Annotated in this window: 17 protein-coding genes; 4 read left to right on the top strand and 13 right to left on the bottom strand. The window is 69.5% G+C overall.

From position 1 onward, the window contains the following. Nucleotides 1–97 precede the first annotated feature (97 nt). On the top strand, nt 98–235 hold the full coding sequence (locus MPPM_RS28875; RefSeq protein ID WP_244573532.1) for a hypothetical protein: 138 nt from the start codon (nt 98–100) through the stop codon (nt 233–235). Between the two features lie 9 nt (nt 236–244). On the opposite strand, the gene MPPM_RS10390 is transcribed toward MPPM_RS28875, so the two are convergent. After that, complete coding sequence (locus MPPM_RS10390; protein ID WP_096484997.1) at nt 245–583, bottom strand: hypothetical protein; 339 nt, start codon at nt 581–583, stop codon at nt 245–247. 119 nt (nt 584–702) lie between these two features. Beyond that, a complete protein-coding gene (locus MPPM_RS10395; RefSeq protein WP_096484998.1) occupies nt 703–1,248 on the bottom strand; it encodes a hypothetical protein in 546 nt (181 codons plus the stop codon). 405 nt (nt 1,249–1,653) lie between these two features. Between MPPM_RS10395 and MPPM_RS10400 the strand changes: the two genes are divergently transcribed. After that, nucleotides 1,654–2,517: a YicC/YloC family endoribonuclease gene (locus MPPM_RS10400; RefSeq protein ID WP_096487805.1), complete on the top strand. Its 864-nt coding sequence runs from the start codon at nt 1,654–1,656 to the stop codon at nt 2,515–2,517. Nucleotides 2,518–2,551: 34 nt separating this feature from the next. Beyond that, entirely contained in the window at nt 2,552–3,223 is a 672-nt protein-coding gene (gene gmk, locus MPPM_RS10405) for a guanylate kinase (protein ID WP_096484999.1), read from the top strand. Between the two features lie 38 nt (nt 3,224–3,261). Here gmk and MPPM_RS10410 read toward each other — a convergent pair whose 3' ends face one another. The 6 genes from MPPM_RS10410 to bluB all read right to left on the bottom strand — a co-directional run bounded on the left by MPPM_RS10410 (nt 3,262) and on the right by bluB (nt 10,350). After that, nucleotides 3,262–5,010, bottom strand: coding sequence for an ABC transporter ATP-binding protein (locus MPPM_RS10410; protein ID WP_096485000.1), 1,749 nt, complete (start codon nt 5,008–5,010; stop codon nt 3,262–3,264). Nucleotides 5,011–5,116: 106 nt separating this feature from the next. Further along, on the bottom strand, nt 5,117–6,355 hold the full coding sequence (locus MPPM_RS10415) for an MFS transporter (RefSeq protein ID WP_096485001.1): 1,239 nt from the start codon (nt 6,353–6,355) through the stop codon (nt 5,117–5,119). Between the two features lie 415 nt (nt 6,356–6,770). After that, nucleotides 6,771–7,856, bottom strand: a complete 1,086-nt coding sequence (locus MPPM_RS10420) for a DUF2336 domain-containing protein (protein WP_244573533.1) — start codon at nt 7,854–7,856, stop codon at nt 6,771–6,773. A gap of 246 nt (nt 7,857–8,102) precedes the next feature. Then, nucleotides 8,103–8,921 carry a response regulator gene (locus MPPM_RS10425; protein ID WP_096485002.1) on the bottom strand — a complete coding sequence of 273 codons (819 nt, stop codon included), beginning with the start codon at nt 8,919–8,921 and terminating at the stop codon, nt 8,103–8,105. A gap of 65 nt (nt 8,922–8,986) precedes the next feature. Continuing rightward, entirely contained in the window at nt 8,987–9,502 is a 516-nt protein-coding gene (locus MPPM_RS10430) for a L,D-transpeptidase (protein WP_096485003.1), read from the bottom strand. Between the two features lie 182 nt (nt 9,503–9,684). Beyond that, on the bottom strand, nt 9,685–10,350 hold the full coding sequence (gene bluB, locus MPPM_RS10435) for a 5,6-dimethylbenzimidazole synthase (protein WP_096485004.1): 666 nt from the start codon (nt 10,348–10,350) through the stop codon (nt 9,685–9,687). A gap of 471 nt (nt 10,351–10,821) precedes the next feature. On the opposite strand from bluB, the gene MPPM_RS10440 reads away from it, so the two are divergent. Continuing rightward, on the top strand, nt 10,822–11,193 hold the full coding sequence (locus tag MPPM_RS10440) for a DUF2794 domain-containing protein (protein WP_096485005.1): 372 nt from the start codon (nt 10,822–10,824) through the stop codon (nt 11,191–11,193). 53 nt (nt 11,194–11,246) lie between these two features. On the opposite strand, the gene MPPM_RS10445 is transcribed toward MPPM_RS10440, so the two are convergent. From MPPM_RS10445 to MPPM_RS10465, 5 genes are all read right to left on the bottom strand, one after another. After that, a complete protein-coding gene (locus tag MPPM_RS10445; protein ID WP_096485006.1) occupies nt 11,247–13,421 on the bottom strand; it encodes a TonB-dependent receptor in 2,175 nt (724 codons plus the stop codon). Nucleotides 13,422–13,602: 181 nt separating this feature from the next. Continuing rightward, complete coding sequence (locus MPPM_RS10450; RefSeq protein WP_162296264.1) at nt 13,603–13,806, bottom strand: hypothetical protein; 204 nt, start codon at nt 13,804–13,806, stop codon at nt 13,603–13,605. A 135-nt stretch (nt 13,807–13,941) separates the two neighbouring features. Next, nucleotides 13,942–14,562 (bottom strand): bifunctional 4-hydroxy-2-oxoglutarate aldolase/2-dehydro-3-deoxy-phosphogluconate aldolase, encoded by a 621-nt coding sequence (eda, locus tag MPPM_RS10455; protein ID WP_096485008.1) that lies wholly within the window; start codon nt 14,560–14,562, stop codon nt 13,942–13,944. Between the two features lie 40 nt (nt 14,563–14,602). Next, the gene (gene edd, locus MPPM_RS10460; protein WP_096485009.1) at nt 14,603–16,432 is read right to left on the bottom strand and encodes a phosphogluconate dehydratase; all 1,830 of its coding nucleotides are present in this window, start codon (nt 16,430–16,432) and stop codon (nt 14,603–14,605) included. Nucleotides 16,433–16,837: 405 nt separating this feature from the next. Continuing rightward, the gene (locus tag MPPM_RS10465; RefSeq protein WP_096485010.1) at nt 16,838–17,854 is read right to left on the bottom strand and encodes an Hsp33 family molecular chaperone; all 1,017 of its coding nucleotides are present in this window, start codon (nt 17,852–17,854) and stop codon (nt 16,838–16,840) included. Nucleotides 17,855–17,891 lie beyond the last annotated feature (37 nt).

Consider the following 17,891-nt stretch of genomic DNA (forward strand, 5'->3'; position numbering starts at 1 on the left):
GATCGGCTTCGGAGGCGGCATGGCGGTATCGGCGACCAGGAAGCGTTCTCGGATTCGCAGTCTCTGGCCGAGCTGGAAGCCGGGCGCGCCTTCCGCCGTGCCGTCGCCGCTGGACCGGCGAACGGTCGAGCTGCACCCGATCGAGCCCGAGACGCGCCTGCCGCCGCGCAGCCTCACCGCGAACGAACTCATCGCCATGGCCCGCGCGGCCCGCGCCCGCCGTCTCGATCCGTGAGGAGGGGCGTCAGTTCCGGCGCGGTCTGGTGACGGTGAAGAGGGCGGTGAAATCCGGGTTCTCGACGACCCGGTCCTGATCCGCGAGTTGATAGAGGCCCGGCTCGCCCACCTCGATCGCGTCGAGCAGGGGGGCGACGGTGAAGGGCGCGTGCCCGTCGCCGGTCCGAATGACGATGCCCGCCTCGGCATCGACCGTCTCGACAATTCCGAAGACCTGGCGCCGACCGAGCAGGGCGCCCTCGGGGTCGACATAGGTCAGGCCGACGAGGAGACTTGATCCGATCAGATCATCGGCGAGGTCCTGATCCCAGTCCTCGTCGCACCCCTCGCTGTCGATGGAGTCCATCGCTCCCAGCCGTGCTCGAATCATTGCCACTTCAACGGCGATCCCGCCGATGATTGCGCAACCTCCAGCTGCCGGCAAGGCCGCCGCCCGTTCCCGGCGGCGCGGCGTCCCGCGAAATCCTACTGAACGAGCGCCAGCCGGCCGCGCGCCTCGGAGGCTCCGGTGCGGATCGGCGGCTCGCTGTGGCCGGCGAAGAAGTCCTCGATCATCTCCCGCATGATCTCCGCGAGGTCGGCGCCGCGATCCGCTTCGACATGCACGTCGTTGCCGACCGAACGGCCCAGGCTCGGCGCGGCGTTGCTGGCCAGGGTGAGGAGCCGCTCGTTGTACTCCGCTCCGAGGCCCGTCACGGCGATGAAGTTGCGACCGCCCAGTACGGGGCCGTATTTCACGGTGATCCGGTGTTCCTGATCGGCGCCATTGTACAGCGTGGCGGTGAAGCCGACGAAGTCGTCGCGATCCACCTCCGGGGCCGGGCAGGTGATCCGGCCGTGCTCGATGCCGTCCTCCTCCAGCACTTCGGCCATGAGGTTCAAGGCTTCGATGATCGGAGCCAGGGCTCGCGTGCCCTCCTGCAGAAGCTTGGCGCGGATGCGATGCTTCTGCGCGTCGGCCGCGCGCAGGCGGGCGCGGAAGCGATTCTTGATGTCGAAGGGGTTCGTCATGGATGGGTCCCCGCTCGATTGTTCGGTGCCCTCTTGATCGTCCTCAAGTTAGAAAGACGACTAGTAAGCGTCAAGCTGATGCACAGTATTCGTGCCTGCTTCGACGTTGGGCTATTGCATCGTTATATGGCTTGCATAGTTTTTGTGCAGAACAGGGCGTTGCGGTCGTTGCTGCGTCGCAAAAGCCAACCCAGGCTTCCTGATGCGACCTGCCTCTCGCGGGCCGTCGCATTGCGCTCGTTCACGGAATGCGCGTATCCGGACAAGCCGGACCGGTCCCCATCGTTCCCGCGGCGAGCGGGCGCGGGCGGAAGGATTGTCATTCCGGGCGGATCTGCGGGGGAGTGACACGTCTTGGCCAAGAGTTTCGGCAGAGACACTTTCGCCAGCGAGACGATCGCGAGCATGACGGGCTTTGCCCGCTGCGCCGGCACGACCGGTGCGGTGCAGTGGCTGTGGGAGATCCGCACCGTCAACGGACGCGGGCTCGACATCCGCGTGCGCGTGCCGAACGGCTTCGACGCGGCGGGCGAGGCGGCCCGCGCTGCCCTGTCCAAGGCGCTCGCCCGCGGGCAGTGCCAGCTCAACCTGACGCTGACCCGGCCCGAGGCCGCCGCCAAGGTTCGCATCGACGAGAGCCTGCTGGCGAGCCTCGCCGCGGCGGTCGCCCGCGTGCCGCGCCCCGCCGGCGTCGGTCCGGCGACCTTCGACGGGCTGCTCGCCGTGCGCGGTGTCGTCGAGACGGAGAACGAGGCCGGGGCCGACCCGGAGGCGCTGAACCGGGATCTCGTCGCCGGGATCGACGGCCTCGTCGCCGATCTCGTCGCCGCCCGCCGGGCGGAGGGCGCGCGGCTGCACGCGATCGTGAGCGACCAAATCGCGGACATCGCCCGCCTGACACAGGCTGCGGAGGATTGCCCCGCCCGCCGCCCCGAGGCGGTGCGCGCCCGGCTCGCGGAGTCGGTGGCCGCGCTCGTCGGCACCGGGGGGCTCGACCCCGACCGCCTGCATCAGGAGGCGGTGATGCTCGCCGCCAAGGCCGACGTGCGCGAGGAGCTCGACCGCCTGCGCGCCCATCTCTCCGCCGCCGGCGAGTTGCTGGCGAAAGGGGGCGCGATCGGACGGCGTCTCGATTTTCTGGCCCAGGAGCTCGGCCGCGAGGCCAACACGCTCTGCGCCAAGGCCGGCGACATCAGCCTGTCGCGGATCGGACTCGACTTGAAGGCCGTGGTGGAGCAATTCCGCGAGCAGGTGCAGAACGTCGAGTGAGGACGCCAGCAGTGGGCAGCGGAGTGAACGGCCGATGACGCAGGACGCCACGCATGGCAGGCCGGACATCGCCCGGCGCGGGCTGATCCTGATCCTGTCCTCGCCCTCGGGCGCGGGCAAGACCACGCTGACCCGCGCCATCGCCCAGGACGGCGGCTGGGGTCTCGACCTGTCGATCTCGGTGACGACCCGGGCGCGCCGCCCCTCGGAGATCGACGGGCGGCACTACCGCTTCATCGACCGCGAGGCGTTCGAGGATCTGCGCACCCGCGACGACCTGCTCGAATGGGCCGAGGTCCACGGCAATTTCTACGGCACGCCCCGCCGCCCGGTGGAGAAGACCCTGAGCCAGGGCCGGGACATGATCTTCGACATCGACTACCAGGGCACCCGCCAGGTGCGGCAGCGGCTGCAGGACGACGTGGTGACGGTGTTCATCCTGCCGCCGAGCTTTTCGGAATTGCGCAACCGCCTGGAGCGGCGGGCGGAGGATTCGCCCGAGACCATCGAGCGGCGGCTGGCCAATGCCCGCAACGAGATGCAGCGCTGGAGCGAGTACGACTACGTCATCGTCAACGACGACCTCGACGAGTCCTTCCGCGCGCTCCAGGCGATCCTGACGGCCGAACGCCTCAAGCGCACCCGCCGCACCGGCCTGCCGGGTTTCGTCGACGGCCTGCTGGCCGAGGCCGAGCGGGGCGCCTGAGAGAAAGCCTCCTCCCCGCAGGGGGAGAGGGGAAACCTTCACTCCGCCGCGGTGCGCGGCGCGGTCGAAAGGGATTCTTCTACCTGCGCCGCGTGCAGGCGCCGGTAATAGCCGTCAGCGGCCAGGAGCGCGTCGTGGCGGCCCTGCTCGGCGATGCCGTTCTCGGCCACCACCACGATGCGGTCGGCGTGCCGGATCGTCGCGAGGCGGTGGGCGATGACGAGGGTCGTGCGCCCCTCCGCCAGCTCGAACAGCGAGGCCTGGATCTCCCGCTCGGTCTGGGTGTCCAGCGCCGAGGTCGCCTCGTCGAGGATCAGGATCGGCGGGTTCTTGAGGAAGGCGCGGGCGATGGCGAGCCGCTGCTTCTGGCCGCCCGAGAGCTTCACCCCGCGCTCGCCGATCACCGTGTCGAGCCCCTCGGGCAGGGCGGCGATCAGGCCGTCGAGCCGGGCCCGGGCGGCGGCGTCCAGGATCTCGGCCTCGCTCGCATCGAGCCGGCCATAGGCGATGTTCTCGCGGATCGTGCCGGCGAACAGGAACACGTCCTGCTGCACGATGCCGATCTGGCCGCGCAGCGAGGCCAGCGTCAGGTCGCGGATGTCGTGGCCGTCGATGGTGATGCGCCCTCCTTCCGCCTCGTAGAAGCGCGGGATCAGCGAGAGGAGCGTCGTCTTGCCGGCTCCCGAGGGGCCGACGAAGGCCACCGTCTCGCCCGCGCGGATCGTGAGATCGACGCCGTCGAGCACCGGCCGGTCCGGGCTGTAGCCGAAGCGCACGCCCTCGAAGCGGATCTCGCCCTTGAGCGGCGGGGCGGGGACGGCGCCCGGTCGGTCGGCGATGTCGGGCTCGGTGGCAAGCAGTTGCTGGTAGCGGCGAAAGCCCGCGATGCCCTTCGGATAGGTCTCGATCACCGCGCCGATCTTTTCCAGCGGCCGGTAGAACACGCCCACCAGCAGCAGGAAGCCGACGAAACCGCCGGCCGTCAGGTCGCCGCGCACCACGAAGGCGGCGCCGCCGAGGAGCACCACGATCTGCACGAGGCGCAGGCCCAGATAATTGATCGACAGGGCGCCCGCCATGAGGCGGTAGGCTTCGAGCTTGGTCGTGCGGTATTTCAGGTTGTCGGAGGCGAACAGCGCCCGCTCATGCGCCTCGTTGGCGAAGGCCTTCACCACGCGGATGCCGCCGACATTCTCCTCGATGCGGGCGTTGAAGGCGCCGACGCGCCCGTACTGCGCCTGCCAGTTGCGGGTCATGCGCCCGCCGTAGCGGATGGTGACGAAGGCGATCAGCGGCAGGATGGCGAGCGTCATCAGCGCCAGCGGCGGGTGGACGAGGAACATCAGCACGAAGGCGCCGACCAGCGTCATCACGGCGATGAACACGTCCTCGGGGCCGTGATGGGCGACCTCGCCGATCTCCTCCAGATCCTTGGTGACGCGGGCCACGAGATGGCCGGTCTTCTGCCCGTCGAAGAAGCGGAACGAGAGCTTCTGCAGGTGATCGAAGGCGCGGGCGCGCATCTCCGTCTCGATGTTGATGCCGAGCACGTGGCCCCAATAGGTGACGACCACCATCAGGCCGGCATTGGTGACGTAGAGCAGCGTCAGCCCCGCGGCGGCGAGCCCGATCAGGCCCCAATCCTGCTGCGGCAGCAGGCGGTCGACGAAGGCTTTGACCGCGAGCGGAAAGCCGAGTTCGAGCAGGCCGGAGAGCACGGCGCAGCCGAAATCCACCAGGAACAGGGTCCTGTGCGGCCGGTAATAGGCGAGGAAGGCCTTCAGCATGGCGCGGCTGTGACGGCTGTCTCTGTCCGGAAGAGGGCGGATTCGATGGTCCAGCGCATAGGCGAGCCGGCCTCGATGCGCCAGACGCGGCCGCGCGGGGCGCCTCTCACGACACCGCGCGGCCGGCCGCGCGGTCGGCGTTCAGCGTGCGCGCGATGGCGCCGCGCAGGAGCAGTACGGCGAGGCCGTAGAGCGGCACCGCGAGGGCGAAGTAGACCGGCCAGCCGACCGCCCCGGCGAAGGCCGGCGCCCCGACCCGCAGCGGCATGGCGGCGAAGAAGGCGGCGCCGAACAGGAGCGCGTAATCGGTCGCCGGCTGCGGCCCCTGGGCCCAGCGATAGATCATGTTGAAGACCGGGACGCCGAGGCCGCCGCCGCAGAGGATGCCGAGGATCGAAGCGGCGAGGCCGAGATTGGGCGCGGCGGCGGCGCTCGCCCACAGCATGAGCAGCCCGGAGGCCGCGACGCCGGCGGCGGAGACGGTGATGAGCGGCAGCGTGCCGATCCGCCGCACGAGGACACCCGAGACCAGCGCCATGACGAGATTGATGCCCGAGGACAGCCCGCCGGTGACGAGTCCGACCTCGCCGAGGGGCACGCCGAGATCGAGCAGGGCGAGGTTGTTCGAGCCGGTCAGCGCGAACATCGCCGCGAAGTAGAGGCCGAGCACCAGCACGCGCCCGCCGAGACGACGCAGGCGCCCGAGCGCCAGGGCGCCGCGCGGCCCCTCCGCGGAGGGCCGGCGCAGGGCCCGCTCGGGATAGCGCAGCATCGGCAGCAGGCAGAGCCCGTTCAAGACCGCCACCGCGAGCACGGCGCCGGCCCAGCCGATCCGGTCATACTCGGCGATCAGCAGGCCTGCGCCGAAGATGCCGCCAAGCGAGGCGCCGCAGAGCTTCGCCGAGGCGACGTAGGGCCGCCGCTCCGGACCGACCGTCTCGACCACCAGGGCTTCCAGCGCGATGTCCATGGTGGCGACGCAGAAGCAGGTGGCCAGCGCGAGCCCGAACAGCAGCGGCAGCGGCCACGCCTCGCCCCGGCTCAGGATCAGAAGCAGGGCGATGGCCGAACCCTGCATCAGCACGATCCAGCCGAGCCGATGCGGCAGGCGCGGCAGGCGGATGCGGTCCACGGGCACGGCCCAGAGGAAGGTGAGCCCGACCGGCAGGTTGATGAGCTGGAGAAACCCGACCTCGGCGAGATCGATGCCACGGGCCCGCAGGATCAGCGGCGCGCCGCTGATGAGGAAGCCGAGCGTCGTGCCGAAGGTGACGTAGAGGCAGAAGAACGGCGCGAGCTGCGCCGCCCAGCCGAGCCTCTCCCGCGCGGGATCGGGGCCGCTCACGCCTCCGGAGCCCTCCGCTCGGGCGGGGCGCAGCGATCTTGCCTCATTTCGTGCCTCATCCTCGTTCTTTCGCACCGTGATGCTGCCCCGCCGTTTCATAGGCTGCCTGGCATGTCGCCTCTTGGTGCCCCCCGCGCCGCCTCAGCTCGGAATGTGTTTGCCTGACCCAGCGATGGGCTGCCTTGCGACCGCACCCGGACCCACGAGTGTGCACCTCACAACGTCCGGAGTTGATCGGGTCATGAAGGCTCGAGCTTCGGCCGAAGCAAGGGCCGCCCCCGAGCCGCGCCGGGGAAAACGCTCCGATATGGGATCGTGTGGCCCGGCCTGCGTCCGGCGATCCGCTTGCCTCGCCAAGGGCGAACCGACCAATATCGAGTTGCACGCAACAGCGCCGAGGTCCTGTTGCGTAAGCCTATAGGGGCTCTTCGGTCGACAGACCGTCATCCACTTCGGCCGCGTCGAGGAAGGCCGCGCAGCCCAGGGGCATCGCCGCGAAGCGGATCAGGCGGCGCGCCGTGGCGGGCCGAAGACGCCGGTGAAGCCACCAGCTCTCGTCCGCCGTTTCGGGAGGAAGCGTCTCGCCGAAGCGCTGGGAGAGCAGCGCCTTCAGCACCGGCCAGGGATGATCGAGTCCGCGCAGGATCGCGGCGAGTGCCAGCGGCGCGGGGGCATCGAAGGCGGCGACGGCTGCGGTCAACGGGAGGCCGGCAGCGTGGGCGACGGCGGCGAGCCCGTCCTCGATGCGGTTCAGGGTCAGCCAGCGTTCGAGTTCGGACGATGTCGGACCGCGGCGCGCGCCGGCGAACCGGCGGCCGATGACGTCGAGCGAGGCGTAAAACCGCGCGACGCGGACGTCCGCCACCGGCTGGACCAGGGTGTCCGCCGCCCGGTCCAGCAGGCGGTCCGCCCCGGCGCGGTCTTCGGCGAGATCGGTCTCCAGCGCCTCGGCGGCCCGTCGGCGCATTTGCGTGAGAAGCACCGGGGTGAGCCCGGGCGGCAGGTCCGGCCGGCGGGCAAGACGCAGCGTCACCGCCTCCGTCCGCTCGGAATGCGCCATCAGATCGGCAAACCCGGTCTCGGAGAAGTCGGCGCCGGGATTGTCGAGCAGCCGCGCGGCGATGTGCCCATCGCCGTGGCGCAAAAGCAGGTTCGTCAGCGCCGGGGGCACCTTCGGCCGCGCCGCAAGGGCGCGGCGGTGCCCGTCGCTCCCTGAGGTTGCGACCTCGGCCAGGATGTCGTCGCCGAGACTGGAGCCGCCCGTGAGGAGCGGCGCCGCGACCTCGGCCGAGGCATCCCGGGCGAGCACCTGCGAGGTGCGCGGCGGCCCGAGACGCAACGGGGCGAGCCGCTCGGCGAAGGCCCGGCGCGCCGCCGCATCGATCTGGCCGCACAGGGTCACGAGCAGCGCATCGAAGGCGGGCTTGTCCGGCGGAGGAAGGCGCGACCAGCGCTTGGTCAGCAGTTCCGCCGATTGCAGCACGAGCTTGGATTGGAGCACCGCGTCACCGCTGCGCAGGGCGTCCTCGATGCGCCGGACGAGGTCGTTGAGGCGCCCGCGCGTAGGGATGCTGCGTGCCGGGGCGGCGGTCCGGCGTCTGGTCCTGCATCGGTCTCGGCCGGAAAGCTCTGTCCATGGCGGCGGTTCGGCGCTCCGGAGCCGGCCCGTGCCGGCTCGGAGGGCGCTCGTCTCTCGTTTTTGCACCGTCGGCCCCCGAGAGCCGGAGGCCCCGCCCGAGACGATGGGCTAGACAGTCTGCCCTACGGCGGGCCCTGCGTCGAGCAGGCTTTCGCGCCGGAGCGCGTTGATGAGGTAGGGATGCCAGAGCCCGAAGCTCTCGTGCACCGCCTTGTCGATGTCGAAGAACTGGAACGGTTTGGCCAGGAAGCCCGAGGCGCCGAAGGTCGCGAGCTGGCGCTGGACGCCCTCCTCGATCCGCGGCCCCGTCATCAGGATGCGGGCGGCGGGATGGCGGTCGTTGATGCGGCAGGCGACCTCGAGGGCGGGATAGTCGGGCAGGCTCATCTCGATGATGGCGAGATCGACCGGCTCCCGCTCGACCAGCCGGACGGCGTCCCGCCCGCCCGCCGCCTCCAGGACGCGAAACGAGAAGTGGCTCTGCCCGAGAAGCTTGCGCACCAGCATGCGCGTCGCCTGACCCGGATCGACGACGAGGCAGTCGAGGGAGCGCGACAGGATCCGGTGGGCCGCCATCAGGCGGCCGATATGGAGGTCGCCCAGCGGCTTGAGGATCACGTCGTAGGCGCCGACACGCCGCGCCGTGGCCGACCAGCGGGGGGCGAGCATGTCGGTGACGAGGACGACGAGCCCCTGCGGGTTGCCGGTCTCGCGCCAGCGGCGGATGTCGGCACCGTTGGTCTGCGGTAGAAGCACGTCGACGAACAGCAGGTCGATGCGGCTGCCGGCAAGCGCGCGGTTCAGCGCGCTCCCGTCGGCCGCCTCGATGACCTTCGCCCCCGGATCGATCCGCGTCACCGCCTCCGCGAGGGCGAGGCGGATCTCCTCGTCCGGATCGGCGATCAGGATGGTGGGCGATGCGGTCACCGACGGTCCCCGTAGTCGGCGGGCGCGGAGGCCCGCCGGCAGCCTGCGGCGCGATATGCCCGGCTTCAGCGCATCACATACACCTGCGTGCCGACGGAGACACGCTCGAACAGGTCGGCGATGTCCTGATTGTACATGCGAATGCAACCGTAGGAGGCGAAGGTGCCGATCGAATTCGGCCGGTTGGTGCCGTGGATCGCGTATTCGCCGCCGCGCAGGGTCATCGCCGCCACGCCCATCGGGTTGCTCGGCGAGCCGCCGCGGATGAGGCTGGGCAGGCGCGGGTGGTCGCGCTTCACTTCGGCCGGGGGCGACCAATCGGGCTGGTAATACTTGCCGTCGATCTGGGTGGCGCCGCTCCACTGCTTGCCCGGCTTGCCGACCGCGACGGGGTAGCGGATCGCCGTGCCGTCGCCGTTGACGAGGTAGAGCCGGCGCTCGTTCGTGCGCACGACGATCGTGCCCGCTCCGAGCCCGTCGGCGAAGGGGACGATCTCCCGCGCCTGCGCGGCGCCCGCCGCGCACAGCACCGCCACGAACGCGCCCGCGAGACGCGCCCTGTACTTGTCTGTTCCGAACATCGAAGATCGCCTTTCCAAGCTGGAGCGTAACTGGCGAAGACGATCCAACGTTCCAGCTTGCCGTTCTGCTTTACGCGCGGCGAAATGCGGGCCTCATGCACGGGCTCTTGGGGGAAGGGCGAATCCCCGGCTCAGGGATTCCGGCAAATTTTAAGTAACGGGTTTGCCTGCCGGCAACGCCCTCAGCGCTCATGAAGCCGGCCCGCCTCCGGGCATCGGTCCTGCCAGCCGTGGCGGACGAGTTCCGGATCGGCATGCTCCTCGACCGGATGGCCGACGCAGAGATAGGCGATCAGCTCCCACGCGCCCGGAACGGCAAGGGCTTTCGTCACGGCGGCGGGCTCGAGGATCGACACCCAGCCGACGCCGAGTCCGTGGGCGCGGGCGGCGAGCCAGAAGGCGTGGATGCTGGCCGCCACCGAGTAGCGCAGCATCTCCGGCATGGTCGCCCGGCCGAGGCCGTGGCCGGCCTCCGTCGCGCCATCGCAGAACACCGCGAGGTGGACCGGCGCCTCGCGCAGGCCCGCGAGCTTCAGGCGGGCATAGAGCGCGCTCCGCTCGTCGGCGTAGGTCGCGCGGGCGGCGGCGTTGCAGCGCTCGAAGCTCGCGGCGACCGCCGCGCGCCGGCCGGCATCGGCGACCCGCACGAACCGCCAGGGCTGGCTGTTTCCGACGGAGGGCGCCAGCGTCGCGAGATCCAGGCAGGTCCGCAGCACGGCCTCGTCGACCGGGTCGCCGCGAAAGCGCCGGACGTCCCGCCGCCACGCGAAGAGATCCGCGAGGCGTGCCCGGAAGGCCGCGTCGAAGACGGGCGGACCGATCGACAGGGAGGGGGGAAGCTGAGACATCGCCGCCGCTTTCTCGCGCCGGCGGGCGCGGCTGCCAAGATGGTCTTCTCGATCTTCGTGGTTGCGGGTTCGCGATGCCCGGCATCGGCACGAAAAAAGGGCGGCGCTCCGAGGAGGCCGCCTGAAGTCCTTGGGTCTCGAAACCTCCGGGTGTCGGCTGGCCGGGATCCGCGGCATTGCCCGAGGGCTGGGGAGCTCGGGTTCAGGCGCCGCCGCGGTGGACAGACCGACGAGGTTTCAGGTCACAGTGAAAGCGTTTCGCGGTGGCGATGGCAAGGCGGGATCGCGGCAAGACCGTGATGTTTGCCACCTCACCGTGCGGCGACGCACATGAGTCTCGCGCCTCGGTGCGAAATCGCCCGACGGGCGTTCGCGGTGAACGATGGCCGGCGAAGCACCTTGCGGGCGCCTCCGACGAGTCCCATCATCTCCCCTCGCCGCAGACAGGCCGGCACCGCTACGGGAGCGACGATGAGTGAGGGGCAGAGCGTCGATCACCGCTCGAACGACCGAGACAGTCAGGTCATCCCGTTTCCGTCCTCGACGAGCCCGCAAGTCGCCTTCCAGCGCGACGAGCTGCGAACCATCTTCAATCTCTACGGGCGGCGCGTCGCCGAGGGCGAGTGGCGCGACTACGCCCTCGATTTCCGCCGGGACAAGGCGGTGTTCTCGATCTATCGCCGGACCTCCGAGATGCCGCTCTACCGGATCGAGAAGGATCCCAAGCTCGCCCGCCGCCAGGGCGCCTACGCGGTGATTGCGGCGAGCGGGCTCGTGATGAAGCGCGGCAACGACCTCGCCCGCGTCATCGGGGTGCTGGAGGGGCCGTTGCGGGCGGTGTGATCCCGCCTCCGGGCGGGCCCGGCGACGGGATCGATGACATCACCGCCGGGCGGTTACCAGCGCACGACGATCTGGGCCCTGACCGTGCGGGGGGCGCCGGGAAGGATGTTGTTGTTGTTGTGCGCCGAGACGATGTAGCGGCGATCGAACAGGTTCTCGATGTTGACCTGCGCGCGCGCGTTCTCGCTGATGTTGTAGAACAGCCCGAGATCGAAGCGCGAGTAGCTCGGAAGCCGCACGGTGTTGTCCGAGGTCGCGAAGGAGTGCGACTGATTGATGAAGCCGACGCCGACCGAGAAGCGCGGGTCGATGTCGAACTTGTTCCACAACGTAAAGGAATTGAGAGGGACGAGACCGACATAGTTGCCGGGAAGGATCGTATCGGAAAGCCGGTTGGTGATGCGTGCGTCGGTAAAGGCGTAGCCGCCCGCGATCGACCACCAATCCGTCACGTAGCCGTTGGCGCCGATCTCCGCGCCTTGCGTGTTGGTCTGTCCCGAGGTCAGGAAGAAGCCGGGCCGGTTCGGGTCGGCGAGGCGCTGGTTGCTGCGGTCGAGGTTGAACAGCGCGCCGGTGATCTGAAGCACGGGTGAGACGTCGTACTTCACGCCCACTTCCGTGTTCTCGAACTTCTCCGGCTCGGCGATGACGAGACCCGGTGTCAGCGCGCTGAACTGGTCGCCCGAGGAGGGCAGGTAGGAGACGCTGTAGCTCGTGTAGAGCGCGAGGTTCGGCAGCGGCTTCACGACGATGCCGGCCCGCGGCGAGACCAGATCGTCGATGCGGGCATTGGTGACGTTGGTGCGCCGGTCCGTTGCGGCGAAGTCGAAATGGTCGAAGCGCAGGCCGCCGATGAGCTGGACGTACTCGTTCAGCTCGATCTGGTCCTGCACATAGGCCGCGGCGAGGCCGAGGTCGTACCGGCTGTTGGCATCGCTGGCGATGTTGCGGAAGGTGACGCCGACGCGCGAGACCGGCGCGAGCGGGTTGACCACGAGGCTCTGCGGTGCACCGGGCGTCGCGAAGAAGCCGGTCTCGCGCAGGCTCAGGCCCTCTTGGTAGCCGAGCTCGAACCCGCCGAGCAGGGTGTGCTTAACCGGGCCGGTGAGGAACTGATAGGTGAAGTCGGTCTGGTTGAAATAGTTCGTCCGGTCGGTCTGGCTGTTATAGGCCGAGAGCGAGACGGCCGTGCCGGCCGCGTTCACGGCGCCGCCCGGAAAGACGTTCTGGTAGAACTTGTTGTAGTCGGCGAAGCGCGACTGGCTGCGCATCACGACGCCGTTCTCGAACACGTGGTCGAGCTGCGCCGTCGCGATATGCGCGTTGACGTAGGTCTGCGACAGGAACGGATTGCCGAAGAAGGTCGAAGTATTGTCGCGGTAGCGGTAGGGCCGGCCGAACTGCGAGGGAATCCCGCGATCGGTGGTGCGGTCGTCGTGGAAATACTCGTAGGACAGCTTGAGCGTCGTCTGCGGCCCGATGAGGAACGTCATCGTCGGGTTCACCCCGTAACGGCGGATGTCGACGAAGTCGCGGTAGGTCGCGGTGTCCTCGAACACGCCGTTCATACGGAAGAACACGTTGTCCGAGAGGCGGTCGCCGACATCGAGCGCCACGCGCTTGTTCGCGAACTGGCCGCCCTGGGCCACGATTTCGCGGACCGGCACGCCGTCGGCTTCCTTGAGCACCCGGTTGATGACGCCGCCGCCGCCGCCGCGGCCGAAGATCATCGCGTTGGGCCCCTTCAGGACCTCGATGCGCTGGATGTTGTACAGGTCGCGATAGTACTGCACGTCGTCGCGGATGCCGTTGACGAAGAAATCGGCATTCGAGCGCTGGCCACGGATGATCAGCTCGTCGCGGTTGCCCTCGCCCTGGGCCTGGATCACGCCCGGCACGTAGCGCGTCGCCTCGCCGATCGACTGGAAGCCCTGGTCGAGGATCTGCTCCCGCGTGATGACCGAGACGGATTGCGGCGTATCGAGCAGGGGCGTCGGCGTCTTGGTCGCGGAGCGCGTCGCCTTGCCGAGATAGCCAACCGTGACGCCGCCCTGCGGTTCGAGGCGGGGGACGCCGCGTCCGAGGCCTTCGACGGCCAGCTCATCCAGCGCGACCGCCGTCGGCACCGCGGCCTGGAGGACGGGCTGAGCCTGGACAGGGCTGGTGATTGCGGCAGCCGTACCTGCCAGAAGTGCAAACGCGACTTCGTTCGCTGCGCGACGTCTCAAGATCAGTTCCCCGTCTTCTTGGCGACATTTGATGATGTCGTCCTATGACCTTGGCGCTCATGGCTGCATCACTCGACGGGGATCAAGCGGGCCGGATGCGATGATAGACAACAAAAGCAATGTTTTTGTTTGGAATAATTCGTGAATTCGTGCCAAGGTACTGCGTAGTCGCGCAACTTTCCTAGAATAGAACTGCTTCAATCTGTGCAACGCAGAAACTTTGTTGCTGAATCGCAACGGTGTTGATCAGAATTGTTGTAAATTGCTCGCTCACGCGCGCATCGAAGAGGGCCGCGGCGGCGAAAGCCCCGTCCGAGGCGGTGTGATTCGCCCTGATCACGGCGGAATGTTTTCGCGGTTGGAAGCGCGCGAAGCCAATCATCACGAATGTGTTCCGGGGCGGTGGTGCGGGTCGACGCGATGCGAGGTTGAGCCGGGGGCCGAGAGGGGCTCTCGGATGCACGGGCTCGGACGCAGCCTGCCGGGCCCGAGCCGTCGCGCGCCTTCGCGGCTGACTTCCCTACCGGCCGGCGCGCAGCGTCGCGGCCGCCTCGGCGAGCCGCCGGATCGCCGACGGATCGGGCTTGCCCGGAGGGACGACCCAACTTCCGCCGACGCAGAGCACGGCGGGATGGGCAAGCCACTCGCCCGCTGTCGCTTCGGTGATGCCGCCCGTGGGGCAGAAGCGCACCTGGCCGAAGGGGGCGGCCAGCGCCTTCAGCGCCTTGAGGCCGCCCGCAGCCTCGGCCGGAAAGAACTTGAAGCGGTCGAGCCCATGATCGAGGCCGCGCATGATGTCGGCGGAGGTCGCGACCCCCGGCAGGTAGGGCACGCCGGACGCGATCGCGGCCTCCGTCAGCGGCGCCGTCAGGCCGGGGCTGACGATGAACCGGGCACCCGCACCGATGGCCGCCTCGAGATCGCGCGCATTCAGCACCGTGCCGGCGCCGACCACCGCGCCCTCGACGCTCGACATCGCCCGGATCACGTCGAGCGCCGCGGGGGTGCGGAGGGTGACTTCGAGGGCGGTGAGCCCGCCGCCGACCAGGGCCTCGGCGATGGGCACCGCGTCGGCGGCATCCTCCACCACCAGCACGGGGATGACGGGAACGGAGCGCATCAGCGCGTCGATGGTGCTCATGGGATCTCCTCCGGTATCGGTTCGGCTTGTCGCGGACGCCTCAGAGTCCTGCCGCCGCCAGCATCGCCGAGCCGCCGCGCTCGGCGTCGTCGGCGCCGTGGCGCATGAAGGCGAACAATTCGCGGCCGGTGCCGAGACCGTCCGGCGGCCGCACCGCATCCTCGCGCCGGTCCCACTCGGCCGGATCGACGAGCACTTCCAACAGTCCCTGCTCCGCCGAGAGGCGGATGATGTCGCCGTCGCGGATGCGGCCGATCGGGCCGCCGCCGACGGCCTCGGGGCTGAGATGGATCGCCGCCGGAACCTTGCCGGAGGCGCCCGACATCCGCCCGTCGGTGACGAGCGCGACCTTGTGGCCGCGGTCCTGCAGAACGCCCAGCGGCGGCGTGAGCTTGTGCAGCTCCGGCATCCCGTTGGCGCGCGGGCCCTGGAAGCGGACCACCACGACGACGTCGCGCTCCAGTTCGCCCGCCTTGAAGGCGGCGATGACCTCGTCCTGATCGGAGAAGACGCGGGCCGGGGCCTCGATGGTGCGGCGCTCGGGATCGACCGCGCTGGTCTTGAAGGTGGCCCGGCCGAGATTGCCCTTGACCAGCCGCATCCCGCCATCGGGCTGGAACGGGTTGGAGGGCGGGCGCAGCATCGTCTCGTCCAGCGGCGCGGCCGGCGCGTCCTCGAACGTCAGTTCGTCTCCGTCGCCGATGAATTTCGGGTCGCGGGCGTGGTCGCGCAGGCTGCGGCCCGCGACCGTGAGGATGTCGTCGTGCAGGAGACCTGCATCGATCAGCGAGGCGATGACGTAGGACATGCCGCCGGCCGCGTGGAAGTGGTTTACGTCGCCCGCGCCGTTGGGATAGACCCGCGCGATCAGCGGCACCACGCCGGAGAGCCGGTCGAAATCCTCCCAGTCGATGACGATGCCGGCGGCCCGCGCCATGGCCGGGAGGTGAATCGCGTGGTTGGTCGAGCCGCCGGTGGCGAGAAGCCCCACGATGGCGTTGACGATCGCCCGCTCGTCGATGCAGCGCCCGAGCGGGCGGTAGTCGTTGCCGTTCCAGCCGATCTCGGTCAGCCGGTGGATCGCCGCGCGCGTGACCGCCTGCCGCAGCCGCGTGCCCGGATTGATGAAGGAGGCGCCGGGCATGTGCAGGCCCATCACGTCCATCATCATCTGATTGGAATTGGCCGTGCCGTAGAAGGTGCAGGTGCCGGCCCCGTGATAGGAGGCCGATTCGCTCTCCAGCAGCTCTTTACGGCCGACCTTGCCCTCGGCGTAGAGCTGGCGGATGCGCTGCTTCTCCTTGTTGGCGAGCCCCGAAGGCATCGGCCCGGCCGGGATCAGGATCACCGGCAGGTGGCCGAAGCGCAGCGCCCCGATGATCAGGCCCGGCACGATCTTGTCGCAGATGCCGAGCAGGGCCGCGCCCTCGAACATGCCGTGGCTCAGGCCCACCGCGGTGGAGAGGGCGATGGTGTCGCGTGAGAACAGCGACAACTCCATGCCGCGCTGGCCTTGGGTGACGCCGTCGCACATGGCAGGCGTGCCGCCGGCCACCTGCGCGGTGGCGCCGACCTCGCGGGCGAAAATCTTGATCTGCTCCGGATAGCGCCCGTAGGGCTGATGCGCCGAGAGCATGTCGTTGTAGGCGGTGACGATGCCGATGTTCATGGCGCGGCCCGCGATGATCGCCGGCTTGTCCTCGCCGGAGGCCGCGAAGCCGTGGGCGAGGTTGCCGCAGGCGAGCGTCGGGCGGTGCACGCCCGCCTCCCTCTCGCGCTCGATCAGGTCGAGATAGGCGCGGCGACTGTCGCGGGAGCGCGCGATGACGCGTTCGGTGACCGCGGCGACCTCGGGGTGAAGCTCCGGCATGGCTCGTTCGCCTCGTTCGGATTTCGACGGCACGGCAGGCCCGCAAGATCGGGGCCCGCGCTCCCCTTAACATGGAGAGAGTCCAAACAGCATCACGCTTGTGAGAACGTTTTCATTGTCCGGCCCCCGACGTCGACAGGGGCCATTTTCAGCGGCCGCCCGCGGCGCGGAGCGATCCGAATGCCGCGTGCGCATCACCCTCCGGCTGCAGCGGCGCATCGCCGCGGCGGACCGCTCCGCCGCAGGGCTGAATCGCTCGATCGGAGAGGACGCACAACGCGACCGGATTGCCGGAGGCTCGTTTTCGCTCTCGTCGTTTCCAAGGGTGTTGTGGACGCGGCCGTGCGCTCGTCCGATCGAATACGATCGCGTCCCGCTCCGCCGAGGGCGTCCGTGTCGGTCCTCTCACGCCCCCGGCGCGGCGGCGATCTCCCGCTCCACCTCGGCCGGATCGAGCACGTAGCGGCGTGAGCAGAACTCGCAGGTGATGGCGATGGTGCCGTCATCCGCCACCATGTCCCGACGCTCCTCGGCCGAGAACGAGCGGATCATGCCCATCACCCGCTCCTGCGAGCAGCGGCAGCGCTCGACTACCGTCTGCGCGTCGAAGACCCGCACGCCGCGCTCGTGGAACAGCCGGTAGAGCAGCCGTTCGCTCGAGACCGCCGGATCAATCAGTTCGTGATCCTCCACCGTTCCGACGAGGCTGCGCGCCTCGGTCCAGGCATCGTCCTCGGCGGGCGCGCCGGTGAGGATCTCATGACCCTCCGGTGCGTCGCCGGGGGGAAGGTCGGCCTGGCGCATCCGGTCGGGCGATGTCGGCAGGAACTGCACCAGCAGGCCGCCGGCCCGCCAGCGGCTCTCTCCTCCCTCCATCTGCTCGGCCACGGCGAGGCGCACCAGCGTCGGGATCTGCTCGGACTGGCGGAAATACTGGTGCGCCGCCTCCTCCAGGCTCTGGCCTTCGAGCGCGACGACGCCCTGATAGCGGCTCTGGGTCGGGCCCTGGTCGATGGTCATGGCAAGGTGGCCCCGGCCCATCAGGTCGGCGGCGCGCGCCTTCGGACCGAGGGCCGCCACCGGCTCCGCGTCGAAGCGGGCGGTGGCGCGCACGCGGTCGGGCGCCTCGAAATCGACCACCAGCATGTTCACCGGCCCGTCCGTCTTGGTCTGGAGCTGGAAGCGGCCTTCGAGCTTGAGCGAGGCGCCGAGCAGCACGGTGAGCGCCGCCGCCTCGCCGATCAACCGGGCGACGGCGTCGGGATAGCCGTGGCGGCGCAGGACCGTGTCGATCGAGGGCCCGAGCCGCACCGCGCGACCGCGCAGATCCAGCGCCTCGACGGCGAAGGGCAGCACGGCGTCGTCGCCGCCCTCGAGCGAGGGCATGGGCGGCATGGAGGAAGAGGCGTGTCCGGAGCTCATGGGCTCTCCGTGTCGGGCTGGGAGAAAGGGGCGGGAG

This window comes from Methylorubrum populi (assembly GCF_002355515.1).
GTDB classification, from domain to species: Bacteria; Pseudomonadota; Alphaproteobacteria; order Rhizobiales; family Beijerinckiaceae; genus Methylobacterium; species Methylobacterium populi_A.